This is a genomic window from Micromonospora sp. Utrum1 (assembly GCF_057197805.1).
In genome coordinates this window covers 4,864,352-4,882,765 of sequence record NZ_CM170071.1, presented here as the reverse complement: position 1 = coordinate 4,882,765, position 18,414 = coordinate 4,864,352, and the positions used below count along the sequence as shown (strand labels likewise).

Annotated in this window: 14 protein-coding genes; 9 read left to right on the top strand and 5 right to left on the bottom strand. The window is 75.2% G+C overall.

Features of this window, described 5'->3' with window-relative positions; translation table 11 throughout:
- Positions 1-7 precede the first annotated feature (7 nt).
- Positions 8-652: an acyl-CoA-like ligand-binding transcription factor gene (locus AC0OLQ_RS23015; protein WP_484527978.1), complete on the bottom strand. Its 645-nt coding sequence runs from the start codon at positions 650-652 to the stop codon at positions 8-10.
- Positions 653-729: 77 nt separating this feature from the next.
- Entirely contained in the window at positions 730-1,899 is a 1,170-nt protein-coding gene (locus AC0OLQ_RS23010; protein WP_484527977.1) for an alcohol dehydrogenase catalytic domain-containing protein, read from the bottom strand.
- A 295-nt stretch (positions 1,900-2,194) separates the two neighbouring features.
- On the opposite strand from AC0OLQ_RS23010, the gene AC0OLQ_RS23005 reads away from it, so the two are divergent.
- The 3 genes from AC0OLQ_RS23005 (at position 2,195) to AC0OLQ_RS22995 (ending at position 6,805) form a co-directional block, all read left to right on the top strand.
- Entirely contained in the window at positions 2,195-3,664 is a 1,470-nt protein-coding gene (locus AC0OLQ_RS23005; RefSeq protein ID WP_484527976.1) for a glycosyltransferase family 39 protein, read from the top strand.
- 148 nt (positions 3,665-3,812) lie between these two features.
- Positions 3,813-5,645 (top strand): glycosyltransferase family 2 protein, encoded by a 1,833-nt coding sequence (locus AC0OLQ_RS23000; protein ID WP_484527975.1) that lies wholly within the window; start codon positions 3,813-3,815, stop codon positions 5,643-5,645.
- Entirely contained in the window at positions 5,642-6,805 is a 1,164-nt protein-coding gene (locus tag AC0OLQ_RS22995) for a glycoside hydrolase family 26 protein (protein ID WP_484527974.1), read from the top strand. Before AC0OLQ_RS23000 ends, AC0OLQ_RS22995 begins: the two co-directional genes overlap by 4 nt.
- A 9-nt stretch (positions 6,806-6,814) precedes the next feature.
- Here AC0OLQ_RS22995 and AC0OLQ_RS22990 read toward each other — a convergent pair whose 3' ends face one another.
- On the bottom strand, positions 6,815-7,450 hold the full coding sequence (locus AC0OLQ_RS22990) for a hypothetical protein (RefSeq protein WP_484527973.1): 636 nt from the start codon (positions 7,448-7,450) through the stop codon (positions 6,815-6,817).
- A 134-nt stretch (positions 7,451-7,584) separates the two neighbouring features.
- The gene (locus tag AC0OLQ_RS22985) at positions 7,585-8,895 is read right to left on the bottom strand and encodes an aminotransferase class V-fold PLP-dependent enzyme (RefSeq protein WP_484527972.1); all 1,311 of its coding nucleotides are present in this window, start codon (positions 8,893-8,895) and stop codon (positions 7,585-7,587) included.
- A 152-nt stretch (positions 8,896-9,047) separates the two neighbouring features.
- On the opposite strand from AC0OLQ_RS22985, the gene AC0OLQ_RS22980 reads away from it, so the two are divergent.
- From AC0OLQ_RS22980 to AC0OLQ_RS22970, 3 genes are all read left to right on the top strand, one after another.
- Entirely contained in the window at positions 9,048-9,947 is a 900-nt protein-coding gene (locus AC0OLQ_RS22980) for an alpha/beta hydrolase family protein (RefSeq protein WP_484527971.1), read from the top strand.
- 156 nt (positions 9,948-10,103) lie between these two features.
- Complete coding sequence (locus AC0OLQ_RS22975) at positions 10,104-12,797, top strand: helix-turn-helix transcriptional regulator (protein WP_484527970.1); 2,694 nt, start codon at positions 10,104-10,106, stop codon at positions 12,795-12,797.
- An 89-nt stretch (positions 12,798-12,886) separates the two neighbouring features.
- The gene (locus AC0OLQ_RS22970; protein WP_484527969.1) at positions 12,887-13,540 is read left to right on the top strand and encodes a class I SAM-dependent methyltransferase; all 654 of its coding nucleotides are present in this window, start codon (positions 12,887-12,889) and stop codon (positions 13,538-13,540) included.
- Between the two features lie 23 nt (positions 13,541-13,563).
- Here the strand turns inward: AC0OLQ_RS22970 and AC0OLQ_RS22965 are convergent, their stop codons facing one another.
- A complete protein-coding gene (locus AC0OLQ_RS22965; protein WP_484527968.1) occupies positions 13,564-14,322 on the bottom strand; it encodes a class I SAM-dependent methyltransferase in 759 nt (252 codons plus the stop codon).
- Between the two features lie 246 nt (positions 14,323-14,568).
- Here AC0OLQ_RS22965 and AC0OLQ_RS22960 point away from each other — a divergent pair, with 246 nt between their 5' ends.
- From AC0OLQ_RS22960 to AC0OLQ_RS22950, 3 genes are read left to right on the top strand one after another with little or no spacing between them, the layout of a single operon-like run.
- Entirely contained in the window at positions 14,569-16,848 is a 2,280-nt protein-coding gene (locus tag AC0OLQ_RS22960; RefSeq protein WP_484527967.1) for an FAD-dependent monooxygenase, read from the top strand.
- The gene (locus tag AC0OLQ_RS22955; RefSeq protein ID WP_357344272.1) at positions 16,845-17,165 is read left to right on the top strand and encodes a putative quinol monooxygenase; all 321 of its coding nucleotides are present in this window, start codon (positions 16,845-16,847) and stop codon (positions 17,163-17,165) included. The genes AC0OLQ_RS22960 and AC0OLQ_RS22955 overlap by 4 nt, the downstream gene beginning before the upstream one ends.
- Positions 17,162-18,388 (top strand): cytochrome P450 family protein, encoded by a 1,227-nt coding sequence (locus tag AC0OLQ_RS22950; protein ID WP_484527966.1) that lies wholly within the window; start codon positions 17,162-17,164, stop codon positions 18,386-18,388. The genes AC0OLQ_RS22955 and AC0OLQ_RS22950 overlap by 4 nt, the downstream gene beginning before the upstream one ends.
- Positions 18,389-18,414 lie beyond the last annotated feature (26 nt).

Here is an 18,414-nt window from a genome sequence, read left to right as displayed (position 1 = left end):
CTGTTCCTCAACTCGGGATGCGGGACGGGTCGGGCGCCCTGCCGGGGTCCGGCAGGCCGGCGGCGAGGGTGTCGAACGCCTCGTCGACCAGGTCGGCGAGGGGCCGGGCGCCGGCGGCGGCCGCCCAGCGGAGCATGGCGGTGCGGAACGCGGCACCGGTGACGTTCGTGAGCAGGGCCGGGAACCCGTGGTCCCCGGGTACGCCCACCCGGGCGGCGACGACGTCGATCATCGACCGTTCCGCCTCGGCGCCCGCGGCGATCAAGCGCGGCAGCAGGGCCGGGTTCCGCATGACGACGTCCATGCGGAGCTGCCACAGCTCGCGGTCCTCCTGCATCTCCTCGATCACCTCGGCGAGCGCCACGCGGATGGCCGCGAGGGCGGGCACCTCCGGTGGCACCTCGGCGAGGCGCGCCACGAACCGGGCGTTGAGCACGGCCTGGTCGCCGACGAGCGCGTCGTCCTTGCTCGGGAAGTAGTTGAAGAAGGTCCGGGAGGAGACGTCCGCGGCCGCGCTGATCTCCTCGACGGTCACCTGGTCGAGACCGTGCTCGGCGACCAGGCGCAGCGCCGCGGTGGCCAGCGCCGTGCGGGTCCGCCGCTTCTTGCGGTCGCGCAGGCCGGTGTCGGCCGGAGGGCTGTCCAGGGTCACCGGGCGACCCTACAGGCGATCTTGCAGACAGTGCAAAGTTTCGTGCGCTGAAGTGAGCTGACCGACAGGACCGCCGCTCAGCCGAGCGGCTCGAAGACGGCCCGGACGCAGCCGTCGCGCCTGTTCCGGAACGTGTCGTAGCCGAAGGGCGCCCGGTCGAGCGGCATCGTGTGGGTGGCGAGGTGTTCGGTGACCAGCTCGCCGCGGGCCATCCGGTCCAGCAGCATGGGGATGTACCGGTGGCCGTGCTGCCGGGCGCCGCGCAGGGTGAGGCCCTTGTCCACCACGGCCCCGAGCGGAAACCTGTCGACGAGGCCGGCGTACGCCCCGAGCAGGAAGACGCTGCCGCCCTTGCGGCAGTGGCGGACGGCCTCGCGGGCGGCCACGGGTGGGTCCGGCCGGAGCCGGTGCCTGAGCCGGTCGTGCCAGGACCGCGGTCCGCCACCGGGCGCCGGCATGCCGGCCGCCTCGATGCAGACGTCCGGGCCCCGCCCGCCGCTGCGCTCCAGCAGTTCCCCGCCGACGTCCCGGGTGTCGTAGTCGAGGGTCTCGACGCCGAGGTGCCGCTCGGCCATCCGGAGCCGGTCGGCCAGGCGGTCGATCACGATGACCCGCTCCGCGCCCAGCAGCACGGCGGCCCGTGCCGCCAGCTGGCCGACGCCGCCTGCGCCCCACACCGCCACCACGTCACCGGGCCGGACGCCACCGAGCTCGGCGCCCATCCAGCCCGTCGGAGCCGCGTCGGAGGCGAACAGGGCGCGCTCGTCGGCGACCCCGTCCGGCACCGTGAAGGCGCCCTGGTCGGCGTACGGGACCCGGACGTACTCGGCGTGGCTGCCGGCGAATCCGCCGAGGGCCGGCGAGTAGCCGTAGCAGCCGCCGGGGGCGGAACCCGGGGCCGGCTCGCCGAGGGCCGGGCCGGTGCCGCCGTTGTCGCAGAGCGAGAACTGCCGCCGCCGGCAGTGCCAGCAGCGGCCGCAGGAGACGACGGAGCAGACCACCACCCGGTCGCTGACCCGGTGCCTGCGCACCTGTGGCCCGATCTCGACCACCTCACCGAGGAACTCGTGCCCCAGCACGTCGCCGGGTGCCGGGAGCGGGCGGTGGCCGCCGAGCAGGAGCAGGTCGGAGCCGCAGGTGGCGGTCTTGCGTACCCGGACGATCATGTCCTGCTCGTTGCGGAGCTGCGGGTCCGGGACCTGGGTCACGGCCAGCTCGTTCACGCCCCGCCACACCAGCGCCTTCACTCCTCGTCCCTCCGTGCCGATGCTCGCACGAAAGCCGGGGCAGGGCGGCCGGATCACACCGGCTCCGGTCGCTGACCGATTTCGCCCGTCCGAGGTATCGCTCGGTCCTTTTCGCCGTACATGAGCGATATGTCGGAGTTGCTTACTAGGCTCCACGGTGTCATCCAGTCCTCGACCCGGGGACTCCCGGTGCCGGCCGCGCACGCGGTCGGCACCGTCGCGAGCACGCCGATCCGGCGTCGCCCCGGGCGGCTGGGCCTCGGTCGCCGGCACCCACAGGGATGCGTGAGTCACGATGATGGACGCGGACACCATGGTCCTGCCCCGGCTCGGGCCGGGGGAGATCCGGGTCGAGGACCCGTGGGGCGAGGACCGGGCGCTCGGGGCCCGGGTCCGCACGCACCGTCCACCGGCCGACCTTCGGTGGCGGCACGCCGCCTGGCTGCTGCCCGCCCTGCTGGCGGGAGTGCTCGGCGTCGTGGGCGCCGGCACGCCGGGCCTGCGCCTGGCCGAGCTCGCGACCTGGCGGGCCGCCACCTCCCCCTGGTCCGACGGGCTGCCCGGCGGCGACGTCGCGTTCGCGCCGTACCACCTGCTGATGCGCGCCTGGGCGGCGGTGTTCGGCGCCTCCGACCTCGCGCTGCGCGTACCGTCCCTGCTCGCCGTGACGGCGACCGCGGCGCTCGTCGGCGCGCTGGCCGCCCGGATGTTCGCGCCGGGCACCGGCGTCCTTGCCGGGCTGATCTTCGCGCTGCTGCCGAGCGTCACCCGGTACGCGCAGGAGGCCCAGCCGTACGCGCTGGCCCTGTTCGCCGCGGTGCTCGCCACCTGGCTCCTGCTGCCCGCGCTCGACCGGCCGAGCCTGCGACGCCTGGCCCCGTACGCCGGTGCGGTGGTCCTGCTGGGCCTGTGTCACGCGGTGGCGCTCCTGCTGCTCGTCGGGCACGGCTGGGTCGTGCTCGCCTTCCGGCGCGGGGCGGCCGGCCGGTGGCTGGCCGCCGCGACCCTCGGCGTGTTGCCGGCCGCCGCGCTGCTCTGGTCCGGGGTACGTGCCGGCGGGCAGCTCGCGCCGGGGGCCCGTCCCGACCCGGCGGCCCTCGCCGCGACCCCCGGGGAGTTGTTCGGCGTGGCCGCGCTGGGTGCGGTGCTGCTCGGGCTGGCCCTGTTCAGCCTTCCGCTGCGGCACGCCGCGGCGGTCTGCACCGCGTGGGCCGTGGTGCCGCCGCTCGGCCTGCTGCTCGTCGCGCAGGCGACCCCCGTCTGGTCACCGGCCAGCCTGCTCTTCACGGTGCCGGCCTGGGCGGCGCTGGCCGCGGCTGCCCTGTCCCGGGTGCGCGCCCGCTGGTGGGTGGGGGCCCTGGCGGCCCTGGCCCTGATCGGCGCGCCGGTCCAGGCGGCGGTGCGCGCGCCCGACGGGCACGGGCAGGCCACCCGCGAGGTCGCCGGGATCGTCGGCGCGCGGCGGCTGCCCGGCGACGGCGTGGTCTACGGCGACGCCGACGCGCGGACCCTGGTGGCCCGCTACCTTCCCGCCGACCGGCGACCGGCGGACGTGTTCGCCGCGGCGCCGCCACAGGACTGTGCGGGCTGCCTGCGGGGCGTCCGGCGGCTGTGGGTGATCCGCCCCGGCGACCGCGGGGATCCCGTGCCGCCGCTCGGTGGCGCGACGGAGCGGCTGCTCCGGACCGGATACCAGGTGGCGCAGGTCTGGCACCCCACCGGGTTCACGCTGGCCCTGCTGGTGAACGAGCGCACCACCCTCTGACCTATTCGCACCTTTTTGTACCTCATTGCCCGCTTAGGATCGACCTCTGCCGGGTTCGTGGCGAGAGCACCATGGGGGAAACGTGGCCGTCGCCGCCGATACACGCCCGTCGCGGGCCCGCACGGACATCCCGGGCGACCGTCCGGCGGTGATCGCCCCGGCCGGCCCGCCCGCTCGGAAGGGACCGGACCGCCGGCAGCTGAACGTCCGGGCCCGCCTGGCGTACGCCCGGTGCGGCGCCACCGCTGGTCCGCTGGTCGCGCCGCGGCGCCCGGACGCGGCGGTCGAGTTCCGCCCGGTCGGCTCGACCGCGGCGCGGCTGATGCTGACCCTGCTCGTGCTGCTCAACAGCGCGGCCGGGCTGCTGTTCGTCGGTTGGCTGCTGCTGCCCCAGCACGTGCCCGGGCCGGGCGTGGTCGGCCCCGGCGGCTGGCCGACGCTCGCCGCCCGGCTCGGCTTCTGCGTGGTCGTCGGCGTCGAGCTCATCCGCCTCGCACAGAACGTCGTGGTGTGGGTGTTCGCGTTCCACGCCCGGGATCCGGTGCCGGTCGACCCACCGGTCGGCCTGCGGGTGGCCCTGCTCACCACGATCGTGCCCAGCAAGGAACCGCTCGACGTGGCGGAGCGGACGCTGCGCCGGCTGCGACAGATTGTCTACTGCGGCCGGGTGGACGTCTGGATCCTCGACGAGGGCGACGACCCGGCGGTGAAGGAGATGGCCGCGCGGCTCGGCGTGCACCACTTCAGCCGCAAGGGCCGGCCGGAGTACAACCAGCCCGGCGGGGAGTTCCGGGCCCGGACCAAGTCCGGCAACCACAACGCCTGGCGGGCCGAGCACGAGGACCGGTACGACGTGGTGGCCAACGTCGACCCGGACCACGTGCCGCTGCCCAACTTCCTCGAACGCACCCTCGGCTACTTCCGCGACCCGGACGTCGCCTTCGTGGTGACCCCCCAGGTGTACGGCAACATGCACCAGAACTTCGTCGCGCACGGCGCCTCAGTGCAGCAGTACCTCTACAACGGCCTCATCGCCCGCGGCGGCAACGGGCTGGAGGCGCCGCTGCTCACCGGCACCGGCCACCTCTACCGACCGTCGGCCTGGCGGACCATCGGCGGCTACCAGGACTCGATCATCGAGGACCACCTGACCAGCATCCGGATCCACGCCGCCGTCAACCCGGCCACCGGCAACCGGTGGAAGGGCGTCTACACCCCCGACGTGGTGGCCATCGGCGAGGGCCCGACCTCCTGGGCGGACTACTTCAACCAGCAGAGGCGCTGGGCGGCCGGCATCTGCGAGATCCTCGTCCGCCCCGAGCTGCGCGCCCCCCGTGAGCTGCCGTCGCGGCGGCGCTGGCAGTACCGGCTGCTCCAGTTCTACTACCCGAGCGTGGCGGTCAGCCTGCTGCTGGGCAACGTCGCCACCGCCATGTACCTGCTCACCGGGGTGAGCACGGCGCGGCTCGACGTCACCGTGTGGTCGGTGCTGTGGGGCTCGACCCTGGGCACCTGGTTCCTGCTCTGGCTCTGGCTCCGCCGGTTCAACATCGCCCCGCACGAGCGGGAGGAGATCGGCCTGGTCGGCATGGCGCTGGCGCTCTTCGCCGGACCGATCTACGTGGCCGCCGCGGTCGGCGCGCTGCTGCGCCGCAAGCTCGGGTTCGTGGTGACCGCCAAGGGCACGCTGCGCACCGTCGAGTCGCTCGGCACGTTCCGGCTGCACCTCTGCTGGGCGGCCGCCGCCGCGGGCCTGCTCGGCGCGAGCTTCGCGCTGCACAACGACTACCCGCTGCTGCGGGTGTGGCCGGTGCTGACCGTGCTGACCGGACTCGGCCCACCGCTCATCGCGCTCGCGGAGAACCTGCGGGCCCGGCGGGAGCGGCCCGAGGACCCGGCCGAGCCGGTCGTTGCGGCCGGAAGTGAGGAAGGACCCGCGCCGGTGGCACGGGCCGGGATCGACGGAGGTGTGTCGTGGTGAGACTGACCGTGCCCCGGGTGGCGCTGCTGCTGGTCGGCGTGGTGCTGCTGGCGTACGCCTTCGCCGTGGCGCCGGCCGCGCAGCGCGGCGGCCCGACGGCGGCCCCGCCCGACCGGGTCGCCCGGCCCGCGCCGGACGCGGTGGTGACGGCCGACGCCGCGGCGGTGACCACGGTCGGCCCGGCCGCCGGCCTCTTCCCGCCGGCCGGCAAGGCCTTCTTCGGCGTGATGACCGACAAGGGGCCGTACGACTTCACCGCCGTCGACCGCTTCGCGGCGGCGGCGAAGCGCCAGCCGCAGGTGATGCTCTTCGGCGCCGGCTGGGCGTCCGCGACCTTCGACCGGATGCTCTTCGACCGGATCAAGGCCCGCGGCATGCTGCCCATGCTGGGCTGGGAACCCTGGGACTACCGCGTGGACGAGGCGGCCCGGAAGCAGAAGAAGCTGGCCGTCCGCCAGATCGACCGGGTGCGCTCCACCCAGCCGTACTACCGGCTGTCGCGGATCGTGAACGGCGACTTCGACAGCTACCTGCGCTCCTGGGCCGAGGGCGTGAAGTCGCTCGGCTACCCGGTCGCCATCCGGTTCGCCCACGAGATGAACGGTGACTGGTACCCGTGGTGCGAGAAGGCCAACGGCAACCGCCCCGGCGAGTACGTCCAGGCGTGGCGGCACGTGCACGATCTCTTCGAGCGGGCCGGGGCCACCAACGTCATCTGGGTGTGGAGCCCGAACGCCCGGTGGAGCAAGACCACCGGGAACCTCGCGGACCTCTACCCGGGCGACGACTACGTCGACTGGGTGGGCACCACCGGTTACTACGGCACCGGAACGTGGTCGGACTACACGTCCTTCGACGCCATCTTCGGCCCCACCATCGCGGAGATCCGCACCTTCAGCCGGCGGCCGATGGTCGTCACCGAGACCGGCGCCACCGACGCCGGCGGTCGGAAGGCCCAGTGGATCCGGGACACCTTCCGGGCGCTGCCGAAGCACCGGGACGTCATCGGACTCATCTGGTTCGAGGTGGACAAGGAGCTGGACTGGCGGATCGCCGGCTCGCCGGCCGCCTCCAAGGCCTTCGCCGATTCCGTCGCCGCCCCGCGCTACGACGTCCGCTGGTCACCGGAGCTGCTCCCGCGCACCGAGCGGGACGAGTAGGCCGGTAGGTCATCCGTCGCCTCCCGGCTCGGGTCCGCAGCCGGGCAGCAGCCGCGCCGCGATCCGCCGCAGCGGGCGGCCACCCCCGCCGGGCTTCTTCATCCGCCGCCCCGTGGTACGCCCCGGCGGACCGGCCGCACCGCCCGGCGCCTCGGCTGCCGGCTGGAGCGACCGGGCCAGCGCTGCCGACAGGCCCGGCGTCTGCTGCGCGGCCTCGCCCACCCGGTTGACCGTGGTGTCGACGGTCCGGACCACCGCCTCGATGATCTGGGGGTTGCGGTCGATGGTGCTCAGGGCGCGGTCGATGATCCCGTTCAGCTCGTCGAGCCGGACCTCCAGCATGGCCTCCGTCGTCACGCCCCGGATGTCGACCCGGACCGTGCCCAGCCGGGCCTGCACCCCGACGTCCAACTGGAGCAGGCGGCCCAGCCGTGCGCGCAGGGACACGTGGGCGTCCAGGTCGTCGACCTCGACGCAGATGTCGTCCACCCGGAGGTGGGGGATCTGGAGGACCACGTCCGGGTCGGACATCGTCTTGCCGCTGTGGTGCACGCCGGCGGGCGGACGCCGGTCGCCCTCCGCCTCGCGCCGCGGATCGGCGGCACCCGCCCGCGGCTCGTCCGGATCCTGCCTCCCGTTGCCCACCTGACCTCCGTCGCCCGCGCCGGCCCGTCGGCTACCGGCCGGCGTGCCATTCCCGGAAAAGGCCACGGCACACCTGCGGGTCGCCGGCGGAGTGCCGCCCGGCGCCCGGAAGCGAGCCCGGTGGACGGCGGGGCTCACACCAGCCCGCGCACCGCCTTCAGCGCCGCCTCGACGTCCGCCTCGCTGTTCGCGATGGTCGCGCCGAAGCGCAGGTGGGACGGGCTGTAGGGGGTGCTGCTGGCGATCACCCCGGCGGCGTACAGCCGGCCCACCGCCTCACCCACCGGCACGTCGGGCACGTGGCAGCAGACCACCCCGGCGGAGAGTTCGGCCGAGCGCGGGGTGATCAGCCGGATCCCGCGGATGGCGGCCAGGCCCTCCTTGAGCCGGTCGGCGAGTTCCCGGTTCCGCGCCGCGACCCGGGCCGGACCGATCCGGTGGTGGAAGTCGAAGGCGTCGGCGAGCGCCCACCGGTGCTCGAAGCTGTGGTAGCCACCCGGCGTGTGCGCCGGCCCCGGCGGCGTCGGCTGCCCGCCCGTGCCGGCGGACAGCCAGCGGCCGATGCTGCGCCCGTCGAAGGTGGGGATGACCGGGGTCAGCCGGCTCCACGCCCGGGTGCTGCCCCAGACCAGCCCGGTGCCCCGCGGCCCGAGCAGCCACTTGTGGCAGCCGGAGACCAGCAGGTCGCAGCCCAGCTGCTCCGGGGTCGCAGCGTCGGCGGCGAAGCCGTGCACACCGTCGAGGCAGACCAGCGCCTCGGGGCTGCGCGCGCGGACCGCCTCGGCGAGGTGCCGGACCGGCAGCTTCACGCCGGTGCTGGAGTGCACCCAGGTGAGCGCCACCACCCGGGTGCGGGCGGAGACCGCCGCCGCGAGGTTGCCGACCATCTCGTCGACGGTGGTCACCGCCGGGTCCTGATAGAGGCGTACCCGGCGGACGGTCACCCCGTCCCGCTCGGCCCGCAGCCGCAACGACTCGTGGGTGGCGTAGAAGTCGTGCTCGGTGGTGAGCACCTCGTCGCCCGGCCCCAGCCGCACCGCGGTGTAGACCAGTCCGAGGCCCATGGTGGTCGAGTCGGTGAGCGCGATCTGGTCGGGTCGGGTGTCGAGGTGGCGGGCCGCCGCCCCGAGCACCGCGCCGTCGAGGCGCTCCTCGTTGGCGCCCAGGTAGCCCACCGCGTCGCGGTCGAGCCCGTCGCGGTGCGTGGCGACGGCGGCGCGCACCGGGGCCGGGTGGGGCGCGAAGACGAAGGTGGCCAGGTGCGCGCGGTCGCGGTCGAGCGCGAACTGGGCCCGTACGCTGTCCCAGCTCGCCGGGTCCAGGGCCGGTGCGGCGCTCGCCGCCGGCCCGGCTGCCTCCCGTCGCTCCGGCTCACAGCCGGTGGCCAGGCCGGTCACGCCGGCCGCCGCGGTCACGCCGAGCAGGTTCCGTCGGGTGAGCTGCATCGGTCCATCGTCCACTGTCCACGTCACGGTCAGGTCACCGCGCCGTGGGCGGCCGGCGCGACGACTGGTGATTTCGCCGATGCGGGCGCCGGGCGGGGACTCCAATACTGACGCATGTCAATGGATCTCCGACCCGACAAGGAGCAGACGACGTGCGATCAGCCACCACCACCCGTCCCCGTACCCCCGTCCGTGCCCTGGCCCGGATCGCCGTGGCGGCCGTCCTGGCCGTCGGCGGCGCCCTGGCCGTCCCCGCCGGCGCCCAGGCCGCCGACAACCCCTACGAGCGCGGCCCCGCGCCGACCGACGCCCTCCTGGAGGCCAGCCGCGGCCCCTTCGCCACCACGTCCTACAGCGTCTCCGCGCTGAGCGTCACCGGCTTCGGCGGCGGAGTCGTCTACTACCCGACCAGCACCAGCGAGGGCACCTTCGGCGCCATCGCCATCTCGCCCGGCTACACGGCCACCTGGTCGAGCCTCAGCTGGCTCGGGCCGCGGATCGCCTCGCACGGCTTCGTGGTCATCGGCATCGAGACCAACACCCTCCTCGACCAGCCGGACAGCCGTGGTCGCCAACTCCTGGCCGCGCTGGACTACCTGGTCCAGCGCAGCTCCGTCCGGGGCCGGATCGACGCGAGCCGGCTGGCCGTGGCCGGGCACTCGATGGGCGGTGGCGGCACCCTGGAGGCCGCCGCCGCCCGGCCGTCGCTGCAGGCCGCCGTCCCGCTCGCCCCGTGGAACCTCGACAAGACCTGGTCGGAGGTCACGGTGCCGACGCTCATCGTCGGTGGGGAGAGCGACACCATCGCCCCGGTCGCCAGCCACTCGGTGCCCTTCTACACCAGCATCCCGGCCTCGTCGGAGAAGGCGTACCTGGAGTTGAACGGGGCGAGCCACTTCTTCCCGCAGTCGGTAAACACGCCGACGGCAAAGCAGATGGTGGCCTGGCTGAAGCGCTTCGTGGACAACGACACCCGCTACGAGCAGTTCCTGTGCCCGGGCCCGAGCGGGCTGGCCATCGAGGAGTACCGCAACACCTGCCCCAGCTCCTGAGCCTCGCCCCCGGGGCGGCCGCCGCGGCGGCCGCCCCGTCGTGCCGGGCGTGCCCGGACTCGGCGTGCGAGACGCCCGCCGGCCCAGCTCTTTTCGGAGAGGTTGCCGATAGGTGAAACTGGATGCGTGGTTACTGCATTCAGAGTGCAAATAACCTTGCGGGGTCGGGACGACGAGTGCCGGGCGGTCCGCCGGCTGCTCGACCGGGCCGACGGTGGCGCGCTGCTGATCCACGGCGAGCCGGGCTCCGGCCGCAGCGCGATGCTGGCGTACGCCCGGCGGCACGCCGGTGCGCGGGCGGTCCTCGCCGGCGCCGGACTCCCCGACGAGGCGACCCTGCCCTACGCGGGCCTGCAACGCCTCCTCGACCCGGTGCTCGACCGGGTCGGATCGCTGCCCGAGCGGCAACGGCGGGTGCTGCGACGCGCGCTGACTGGCGGCGGTTGCCCGGACACCCAGCGGCTGGCTCTGGCCACCGCCGTGCTCGGCCTGCTTGCCGCCGCCGCCCGCGACCGTCCACTGCTGTGCACGATGGACGACGTCGACACCGGCGACCCGGAGACCTCCGAGACGCTCGCCGTCGTGGCCCGCCGACTGTGCCGGCTGCCGGTCGCCCTTCTGCTCGCCGCGGTTGGTGAGTCGGCGGCCCACGACCTCCCCGCCCACCGGCTCCGCCCGCTCGACGAGCGGCAGTGCCGCGCGCTGCTCGCCGACCGGCGGCCCGCCCCACCGCCGGCCGCGGTGGCCGGTGGACTGGCGGTGGCCGGCGGCGGCAACCCCCAGGCGCTGGTCGACCTCGCCGACACCCTCACCCCCGGACAGTGGCACGGGGAGGAGCCGCTGCCCGCCGCCCCGCCGGCCGGCGGCGCGCTCGGCGCCGCCTACCGCGCCCGCCTCGACCGGCTGCCCCCGGACACCCGGCGGTTGCTGCTGCTGGCCGCGCTCGACCCCGACGGGGACCCGGCCACCCTGGTCCGGGCGGCGCGCTGCGCCGGCCTGGCCGTCGAGGCGCTGGCGCCGGCCGAGGCCGCCGGCCTGCTGCACGCCGGCCCGGGGGGCGTGACCTTTCCGTACCCGTTGACCCGGACGATGATCGAGCTGGTCGCGCCGCTCGCCGAACGGCAGGCGGCCCACCTGCTGCTGGCCCGGGCGCTGGACGGCCGACCGCTGCGCCGGGCCCTGCACCGGGCCGCCGCCACCAACGGCCCCGACCCGGCGCTGGCGGCGGAGCTGGAGGCGGCGGCCGCCGACGGCGCCGACGACCGGACCGGGGCGGTCGCCGCGCTGCGCCGCGCCGCCGAACTCAGCGCCGACCCCGCCCGCGCCGCCGAACGGAGGGTCGCCGCCGCCCGCTGCGCCTGGACGGCCGGCCACCCCGACCAGGCCCGGCGACTGCTGCACGGGCTGCCCGCCGACCCGGCCGCGGCCGGCCGGGCCGACCTGCTGCGCGGCGAGATGCAACTGCGCTGCGACGCGCCCTCCACCGCGGTCGCCACCCTGCTCGCCGCCGCCGAGGCGGTCGCACCGGCCGACCGCCGGGCCGCCCTGCTCGGCCTGGTCCGGGCCGGCGAGGCCATCTGCCTCACCGGTGACCACTACCGGTACGCCGAGGTGGCGCGGCGGGCGGCGGCGCTGAGCCGGCCCGGCGACCCGCCGGACGTGGCGCTGCTGACCACGTTCACGGCCGGCGTCGGGGCCACCCTGCGCGGCGACCACGAGCAGGGCGGGCCGGCGCTGCGCCGGGTGGTCGTCCTGGGCGGCCGGCTGACCGGACCGGCGCTCACCCCGGCCGCGCTGGTCTGCGCGGCCGTGGCGGGACTGCTGGTGGCGGTGGACGGCGCGGCGCACCGGCTCGCCGACCGCGCCGTCGAGCTGGCCCGGGCCCGGGGCGAGCTGTCCGTGCTACCCCGCGCGCTGGAGCTGCGGGCGGTCGCCGAGTACTGGCTGGGCCGGCACGCCACGGCCACCGAGACCGCCCACGAGGGGCTGGGGATCGCCCGCGCCACCGGCCAGCGGACCTGCGCGCGGGTCCACCTCGGCATCCTCGCCGTACTGGCCGCGGTGCGGGCCGACCGGGCCACCAGCCTCGCCCGGATCGCCGAGATCGGCGACGGCGCCGCCCCGGGCAGCCGCCCCTACGCGTACGCGCAGTGGGCGCTCGGCGTGCTCGACCTGGTCGACGGCCGGCATGCCGACGCGGCCAACCGGCTGTCGTCGCTGGCCCGCAGCGGCACCGGCCGCGGTCAGGTCCTCGTGCAGGTGATGGCCACGCCGTACCTGGTGGAGGCCGCCGCACACGACGGCGGGCGGCCCACCGCCGCGCTCGCCGTCTTCGACCGCTGGGCCAGCAGCACGGCCAGCCCGTCGCGTCGGGCGCTCTCCGCCCGCTGCCACGCGCTACTCGCGCCCCGGGCCAGCGCCGAGGCCGAGCGGGAGTTCCGCACCGCGCTGCGGCTGCACCCCACCGACACCGACCGGTTCGAGCGGGCCCGCACCGAGTTGCTGTTCGGCCGGGAGCTGCGCCGGGCCCGCCGGCCGCGGGACGCTCGGGCGTACCTGCACCGGGCGTGGGAGACGTTCACCCTGCTCGGCGCGACGGTCTGGGCCGAGCAGGCCGGTGCGGAACTGCGCGCGGCGGGAGAGTCCGTCGGGTCGTCGCAACACCCGCCGGCCCAGCTGCTGACCGGCCAGCAGTTGCACATCGCCCGGCTGGTCGCCGAGGGGGCCACCAACCGGGAGATCGCCACCCGGATGTCGCTCTCCACCCGGACCATCGACCACCACCTGCGCAACATCTTCCACCGGCTCGGCGTCCGCTCCCGCACCGAACTGGCGCGCCTCTTCGCCTAGGGGGCGGGCGGGCGACACCCGGCTGCCGCACCCTTTGCGGGGTAGGGTGCGGGTTCCGACTGGAGTACGGATTGTCCAGGGGGTCTGCGGTGCACCCACGCGACGGCGAGCTGGCTGGCAACGAGCCCTATGACGTGAACTACGACGAGGTCTACCGCGACGCCGCCGACTCGGGCGGGCCGCCCTGGAACATCGGTGGTCCCCAGCCGGCCCTGGCGGCGGTGCTCGACGCCGGGGTGAAGGGCCCGACGGTGCTCGACGTCGGTTGCGGCACCGGTGATCTCGCGATCGCCCTCGCCCGCCGCGGCTACCGGGTGACGGGGGTCGACATCTCGCGGGTGGCGATCGAGGCGGCCCGCGCCAAGGCCGCCGGCGAGGGCCTGACGGTGCACTTCGAGGTCCAGGACGCCACCGACCTGTCGTTGCCGTCGGCGCCGTTCGACTCGGTGTTCGACTCCGGCCTGCTGCACAGCCTCGTCCGGCGCGGCGGCGGCGCGGCGGACGAATACCTCGCGGCACTGCCGGGCCTCGCCGCGCCGGGCGCGACCGTCTTCGTGCTGGCGGTGTCCCTGACCGCGAGCAACGGCTGGGGCGTGACCGAGGAGTTCCTGCGGGCCGGCTTCGCCGAGCCGGCGTGGGTCGACACCGAGGTCGAGGAGATCGACGTGGCCGCGCGGGCCGGCGGTCAGGACCTCACGCTGGCCGGTTTCCTGCTCCGCACGGTCCGCGCACCCGACACCTGACCCCGACCGGGCGGGAACGTGCGTCAGCGTACGGCGGCCACGGCGGCGTCGGCCCCGCCGCGCCAGAGCACCCCGGCCTCGGTGAAGCCGGCCGCGCGCAGGGCGTCGAGGTGCCAGGCCGCCGGCGGGTTCCACTCAGGGCTGTGCCCGGTCGGGTAGATCTGCTGCCGCTTCTCCACCAGCGGCCCGAGCACCGGGTCGGCGGCGGCCTGCGCCCACCAGTCCGCCCAGGACAGCGCGGCGCCCGCGCGGTGGCGGGCGTGCCGGCCCGCCCGGGCCCGCTCCGCGAGCCGGGTGGTGAGCGTGGGCAGTACGTCGTCGGGCATGTGGTCGGCGTTGACGAACACCCCGCCCGGCCGCAGCACGTCCCGTAGTTCGCGGTAGAGGGCGGCCAGGCGCGGCCCGTCCAACCAGTGCAGGGCGGTGGCGGTGAGCACCGCGTCGTAGTCGCGGTGGGGGAGCACTCGGGCCCAGTCGGTCTGGTTGAGGTCGGCGGTGACCACGGTGGCCCGGCCGGCCAGGGACGCCTCGGCGAGGGTGAGCAGGACCGGGTCCAGGTCGACGACGGTGACCTCGGCGTCCGGGCGGCGGGCCAGGGCCCGCAGGCTGATCGAGCCGGTGCCGCCGGCGAGGTCGAGCAGGCGCGGCGGCCGGTCACCGGCCACGGCCTCGGCGGCGTCGAGCAGCGCGGTGATCCGGTGCTCCCGGTCCGGCAGGTACGCCTCCTGCTGCCGGTCCCAGCTCTCCTGCCATGCCCGCGCGTCCAGTCCGTAAGGAGTCATGGCGCTGACGATAGTTACCGGACCGGTCGCTTGTCGAGGCTTGTTGCCAATCTTTTGCAATAGCCGGGAGCCGGGCCGTAGCGGCGACCCGTCCCCGCGGCGTCACCGGGCGGGGACGTCGCGCGGGTCGCCGGTGACGGCGGGTTGACGCGACCTCCGGCAGGGTCGCAGCGCGACGACGTGGTGGTCCGGTGACACCGGCCGCGACAGCTCCACCGTCTCCCGCAGGCCGTCGAAGGGGACTTCATGATCAGGACGATGCTCCGGCTGCGCGCGCGTCCGGGCTGCGAGCCCGCCGTGCGATCCGCGTGGCGGACGGTCGCGGGGCGGATCGGCGGGCTGACCGGCAACCTCCGGCACGAGCTGCTGCTCGACGCCCTGGACCCGCGCGCGTTCGTCGTCGTCACCGAGTGGGCCGACGAGGCGGCGCTGCGCGCGTACCGGGACGGGCCGGTGGCCGCGCGGCTGGCCGAGCTGGTCCGGCCGCTGACCGAGCCGGCCGGCCCGGCCGACTACCCGGTGCTGCGGGAGCACGGGGCGGGCGACTCGACGGTCTACGTGGACGTGGAGCTGACCGTGCCGGCGCCCCGGCTCGCCGAGTTCCACCGGGGCTACCCGGAGGTCAGGGCGCGGATGGCCGGGGTGCCCGGGTATCGGCGCGAGCAGTTGCTGCGCGAACCCGGGTCGGACGTGCACCACATCTTCGCCGAGTGGAACAGCGCGGCGGAGTTCCTCCGCTGGATCGCCGATCCGGCCCACGCCTCCGCGCAGGCCGGGCCGATCGCGCCGTTCCTTCTCGACATCCGGCGCCGCCTGTTCCACGTCGTGCCCGACGAGGGCGGCAAGCGACAACCCACCACGGGCAGGGAGGCCGACGTGCACAGGACAACGGACGTACTCGTCGTCGGGGCGGGGCCCACCGGGCTGACCGCCGCCGTCGAGCTGGCCCGGCGGGGCATCGAGTGCCGGGTGATCGACAAGCTGGCCACCCCGGCCGGCCAGGCCGACAAGGCGATCGGCGTGCACTGCCGCACCATGGAGATCTGGGAGGAGCAGGGCGTCGTCCGGGAGGCCATGGACGCCGGCATCTGGCTCACCGGCAACATGGTCTTCGTCAACGGGGTGCAGACCCACCGGATGAGCTGGGAGCTGCCCGGCCTGCCGTACGCGCACCTCGGCCTGCCCCAGTACGAGACCGAGCGCATCCTCACCGCCCGGCTGGCCACCCTCGGCGTACGCCCGCAGCGCGGCGCCGAGCTGGTCGGCTTCACCCAGGACGAGGACGGGGTGACGGTCACCGTCACCACCGCCGACGGCGGCACCGAGACGGTCCGCGCCAAGTACCTGGTCGGCTGCGACGGCGCGCACAGCCGGGTGCGGGAACTGCTCGGGCTCACCTTCACCGGCGGGCTGGGCCGGTTCCCGCAGCTGTTCATGCTCGGCGACGTCGACGTGGACTGGGACATGCCGGACGGTCACCTGCTGCGGTTCCTGCACGAGACCGAGGGCCGGATGGACGGCATGCTGGTCTGCGTCCCGCTGCGCGGCGAGCGCCGGTACCGGATCGCCACCCTGGCCCCGCCCCGCTTCTTCGCCCAGACCGGCGGGCAGGACGCCCCGCCCGGGTTCAGCGCGGAACTGGGCGCGCCGACCCTGGCCGACGTCCAGGCCGCCCTCGACCACCTCGCCCCGCCCGGCACCCGCGCCTCGAACCTGCGCTGGTCGTCGGTGTTCCGGATCAGCCACGGCATCGTCGACCGCTACCGCGACGGCCGGGTGTTCGTGGTCGGGGACGCCGCCCACCTGCACCCGCCGGCCGGCGGCCAGGGCATGAACACCGGCATCCAGGACGCCTGGAACCTGGCCTGGAAGCTGGCCCTGGCCGTCCGCGGGCTCGCCGCGCCCGGCCTGCTGGACAGCTACGAGACCGAGCGGCGGCCGGAGGGCGAGGAGATCGTCGGCCGCGCGGTGCGCATGGCGTTCACCGACGAACTGGACCGCGAGGACCTGAAGCGGCAGTTCCTCCAGGAGATGTCGATGCTGCTCAGCTACGCGGGCAGCCCGCTGGTCGGCGAGTGCGTGTCCGATCCGGACGCGCTCGGGGAGGCCCCCCGCCCCGGCGACCGCGCCCCCGACGTCGACGGGCTGCGCCGGCGCGGCGTCGGCCACCCGCTGCGGCTGCGCGACCTGACCCGCGGCACCCGGCACACGCTGCTGCTCTACGCCGATACGTCGGCCGACGAGGCGGCGCTGGGCGCGATCGCCGAGCTCTGCGCCGACGTGCGGCGGCAGACGGCCGAGGAGGTCGACGCGTACCTGCTGCTCAGCCCGGACGCCGTCGAGCCGCGGCTGCTCGCCCCGCCTGCGGTGCGCGACGCCGACGGCCGGTTCCGCGCCGCGTACGGGGTGACCGGTACCGGGCTCTACCTGATCCGCCCGGACGGGCACGTCGGGTTCCGCAGCCAGCCGGTCGACGCCGACGCGCTCCGCAAGCACCTGCACCTGGTGTTCGGCGGTGCCCGGTGACGCGGGTACGCACGGTGCTCGCGATGCGCACCCGGGAGGGCTGCGAGCAGCGCTTCGAGGCGGAGTGGCGCACCGCGGCCGAGGAGATCCGCACGCTGGACGGCTGCCTGCACCAGGACCTCGTCCGCGACGCCGACGACCCGCGCAGCTACCTGATCATCAGCGACTGGGCGGATCGCGAGCGGCTGGACGCCTTCGGCCGCAGCGAGCACCGGGACCGGCTGCTGCGCATCATCCGCGAGCTGCGTGAGTCCGCGCAGCGGCACACCTACCAGGTGCTGCACAGCGTGGGCAGCGCACCCGAGGAGGACCGATGACCGAGGACGCCGTTCCGGCGGGCGAGCTCTACACCGACGGGTTCGCCGCCGACCCCTACCCGACCTTCGCCCGGCTGCGCACCGACCGGCCGGTGTGCCCGGTCAGCTCCCCGCGCTTCGACTCCTGGCTGATCACCCGCTTCGACGACGCCCGGGCGGCGCTCACCGACCCGCGGCTGTCCAAGGACCTCTACGGTCCCGCCCAGCACTACCTGCGGATCTTCGGGCCGAACTCCGAGGGCTTGAACCGCAACATGCTCAACTCGGACCCGCCGGAGCACACCCGGCTGCGCCGGGTCGTCTCCCAGGCGTTCGCGCCGCGGCGGATCGAGGCCCTGCGGCCGCGGGTGGCGCAGGTCGTCGACCACCTGATCGACAAGATGCTCCCGCAGGGCCAGGCCGAGCTGATGCACGACTTCGCCATCCCGCTGCCGATGACGGTCATCTGCGAACTGCTCGGGGTGCCGCCGGAGGACCACGACCGGGTGCTCGACTGGACCCAGGTGATCCGCACCTCCGGCTCGACCCGGCGGCCGCCGCAGGAGGAGCGGGCGGCCGTGCAGGAGGCGCAGCTGCGCCTGCACCACTACTTCGCCGACCTGGTGCGGGTCAAGCGCGACGACCCGGCCGACGACATCATCGGCGCGCTCATCGACGCGGTCGACCGCGACGGGACGCTCTCCGAGGCGGAGCTGGTCACCACCACGTTCCTGCTGGTGTTCGCCGGGCACCAGACCACCGCGGACTTCCTCGGCAACGCGGTGCTGGCGCTGCTGACCCATCCCGAGCAGCTCGAGATGCTGCGCGCCACGCCCCAGCTGCTGCCCGCGGCGATCGAGGAGCTGCTCCGGTTCGACGGCCCGCTGCCGGTGGCCAGCCCGCGGATCGCCACCGAGGACGTCGAGTACCAGGGGGTGTGCATCCCCGCCGGGTCGATCGTCGGCGTGGCGATCAACGCGGCGAACCACGACCCCGCGCACTTCACCGACCCGGACCGGCTGGACCTGCGGCGGGTCCGCGGCCCGCACCTGGGCTTCGGGCACGGCGTGCACTACTGCCTCGGCGTCTCGCTGGCCCGGATGGAGGCGCAGATCGCGCTCGCCGCGCTGCTGCGCCGCCTGCCCGGGCTGCGGCTCGGCGTGCCCGTCGACGAGGTGCGCCGGCTGCCGGCCGCGTCGCCGTTCCGCGGCCTGCTGGAGCTGCCCGTCACCTTCGCCGCCTGAGCCGCCTGTCCGCCCACTCGAACCCA

Excerpts from the sequence above, each read along its gene's own strand:
- AC0OLQ_RS22950 (WP_484527966.1), top strand. The coding sequence starts at position 17,162 with ATGACCGAGGACGCCGTTCCGGCGGGCGAGCTCTACACCGACGGGTTC.
- AC0OLQ_RS22985 (WP_484527972.1), bottom strand. The coding sequence starts at position 8,895 with ATGCAGCTCACCCGACGGAACCTGCTCGGCGTGACCGCGGCGGCCGGC.
- AC0OLQ_RS22960 (WP_484527967.1), top strand. The coding sequence starts at position 14,569 with ATGATCAGGACGATGCTCCGGCTGCGCGCGCGTCCGGGCTGCGAGCCC.
- AC0OLQ_RS22965 (WP_484527968.1), bottom strand. The coding sequence starts at position 14,322 with ATGACTCCTTACGGACTGGACGCGCGGGCATGGCAGGAGAGCTGGGAC.
- AC0OLQ_RS23005 (WP_484527976.1), top strand. The coding sequence starts at position 2,195 with ATGATGGACGCGGACACCATGGTCCTGCCCCGGCTCGGGCCGGGGGAG.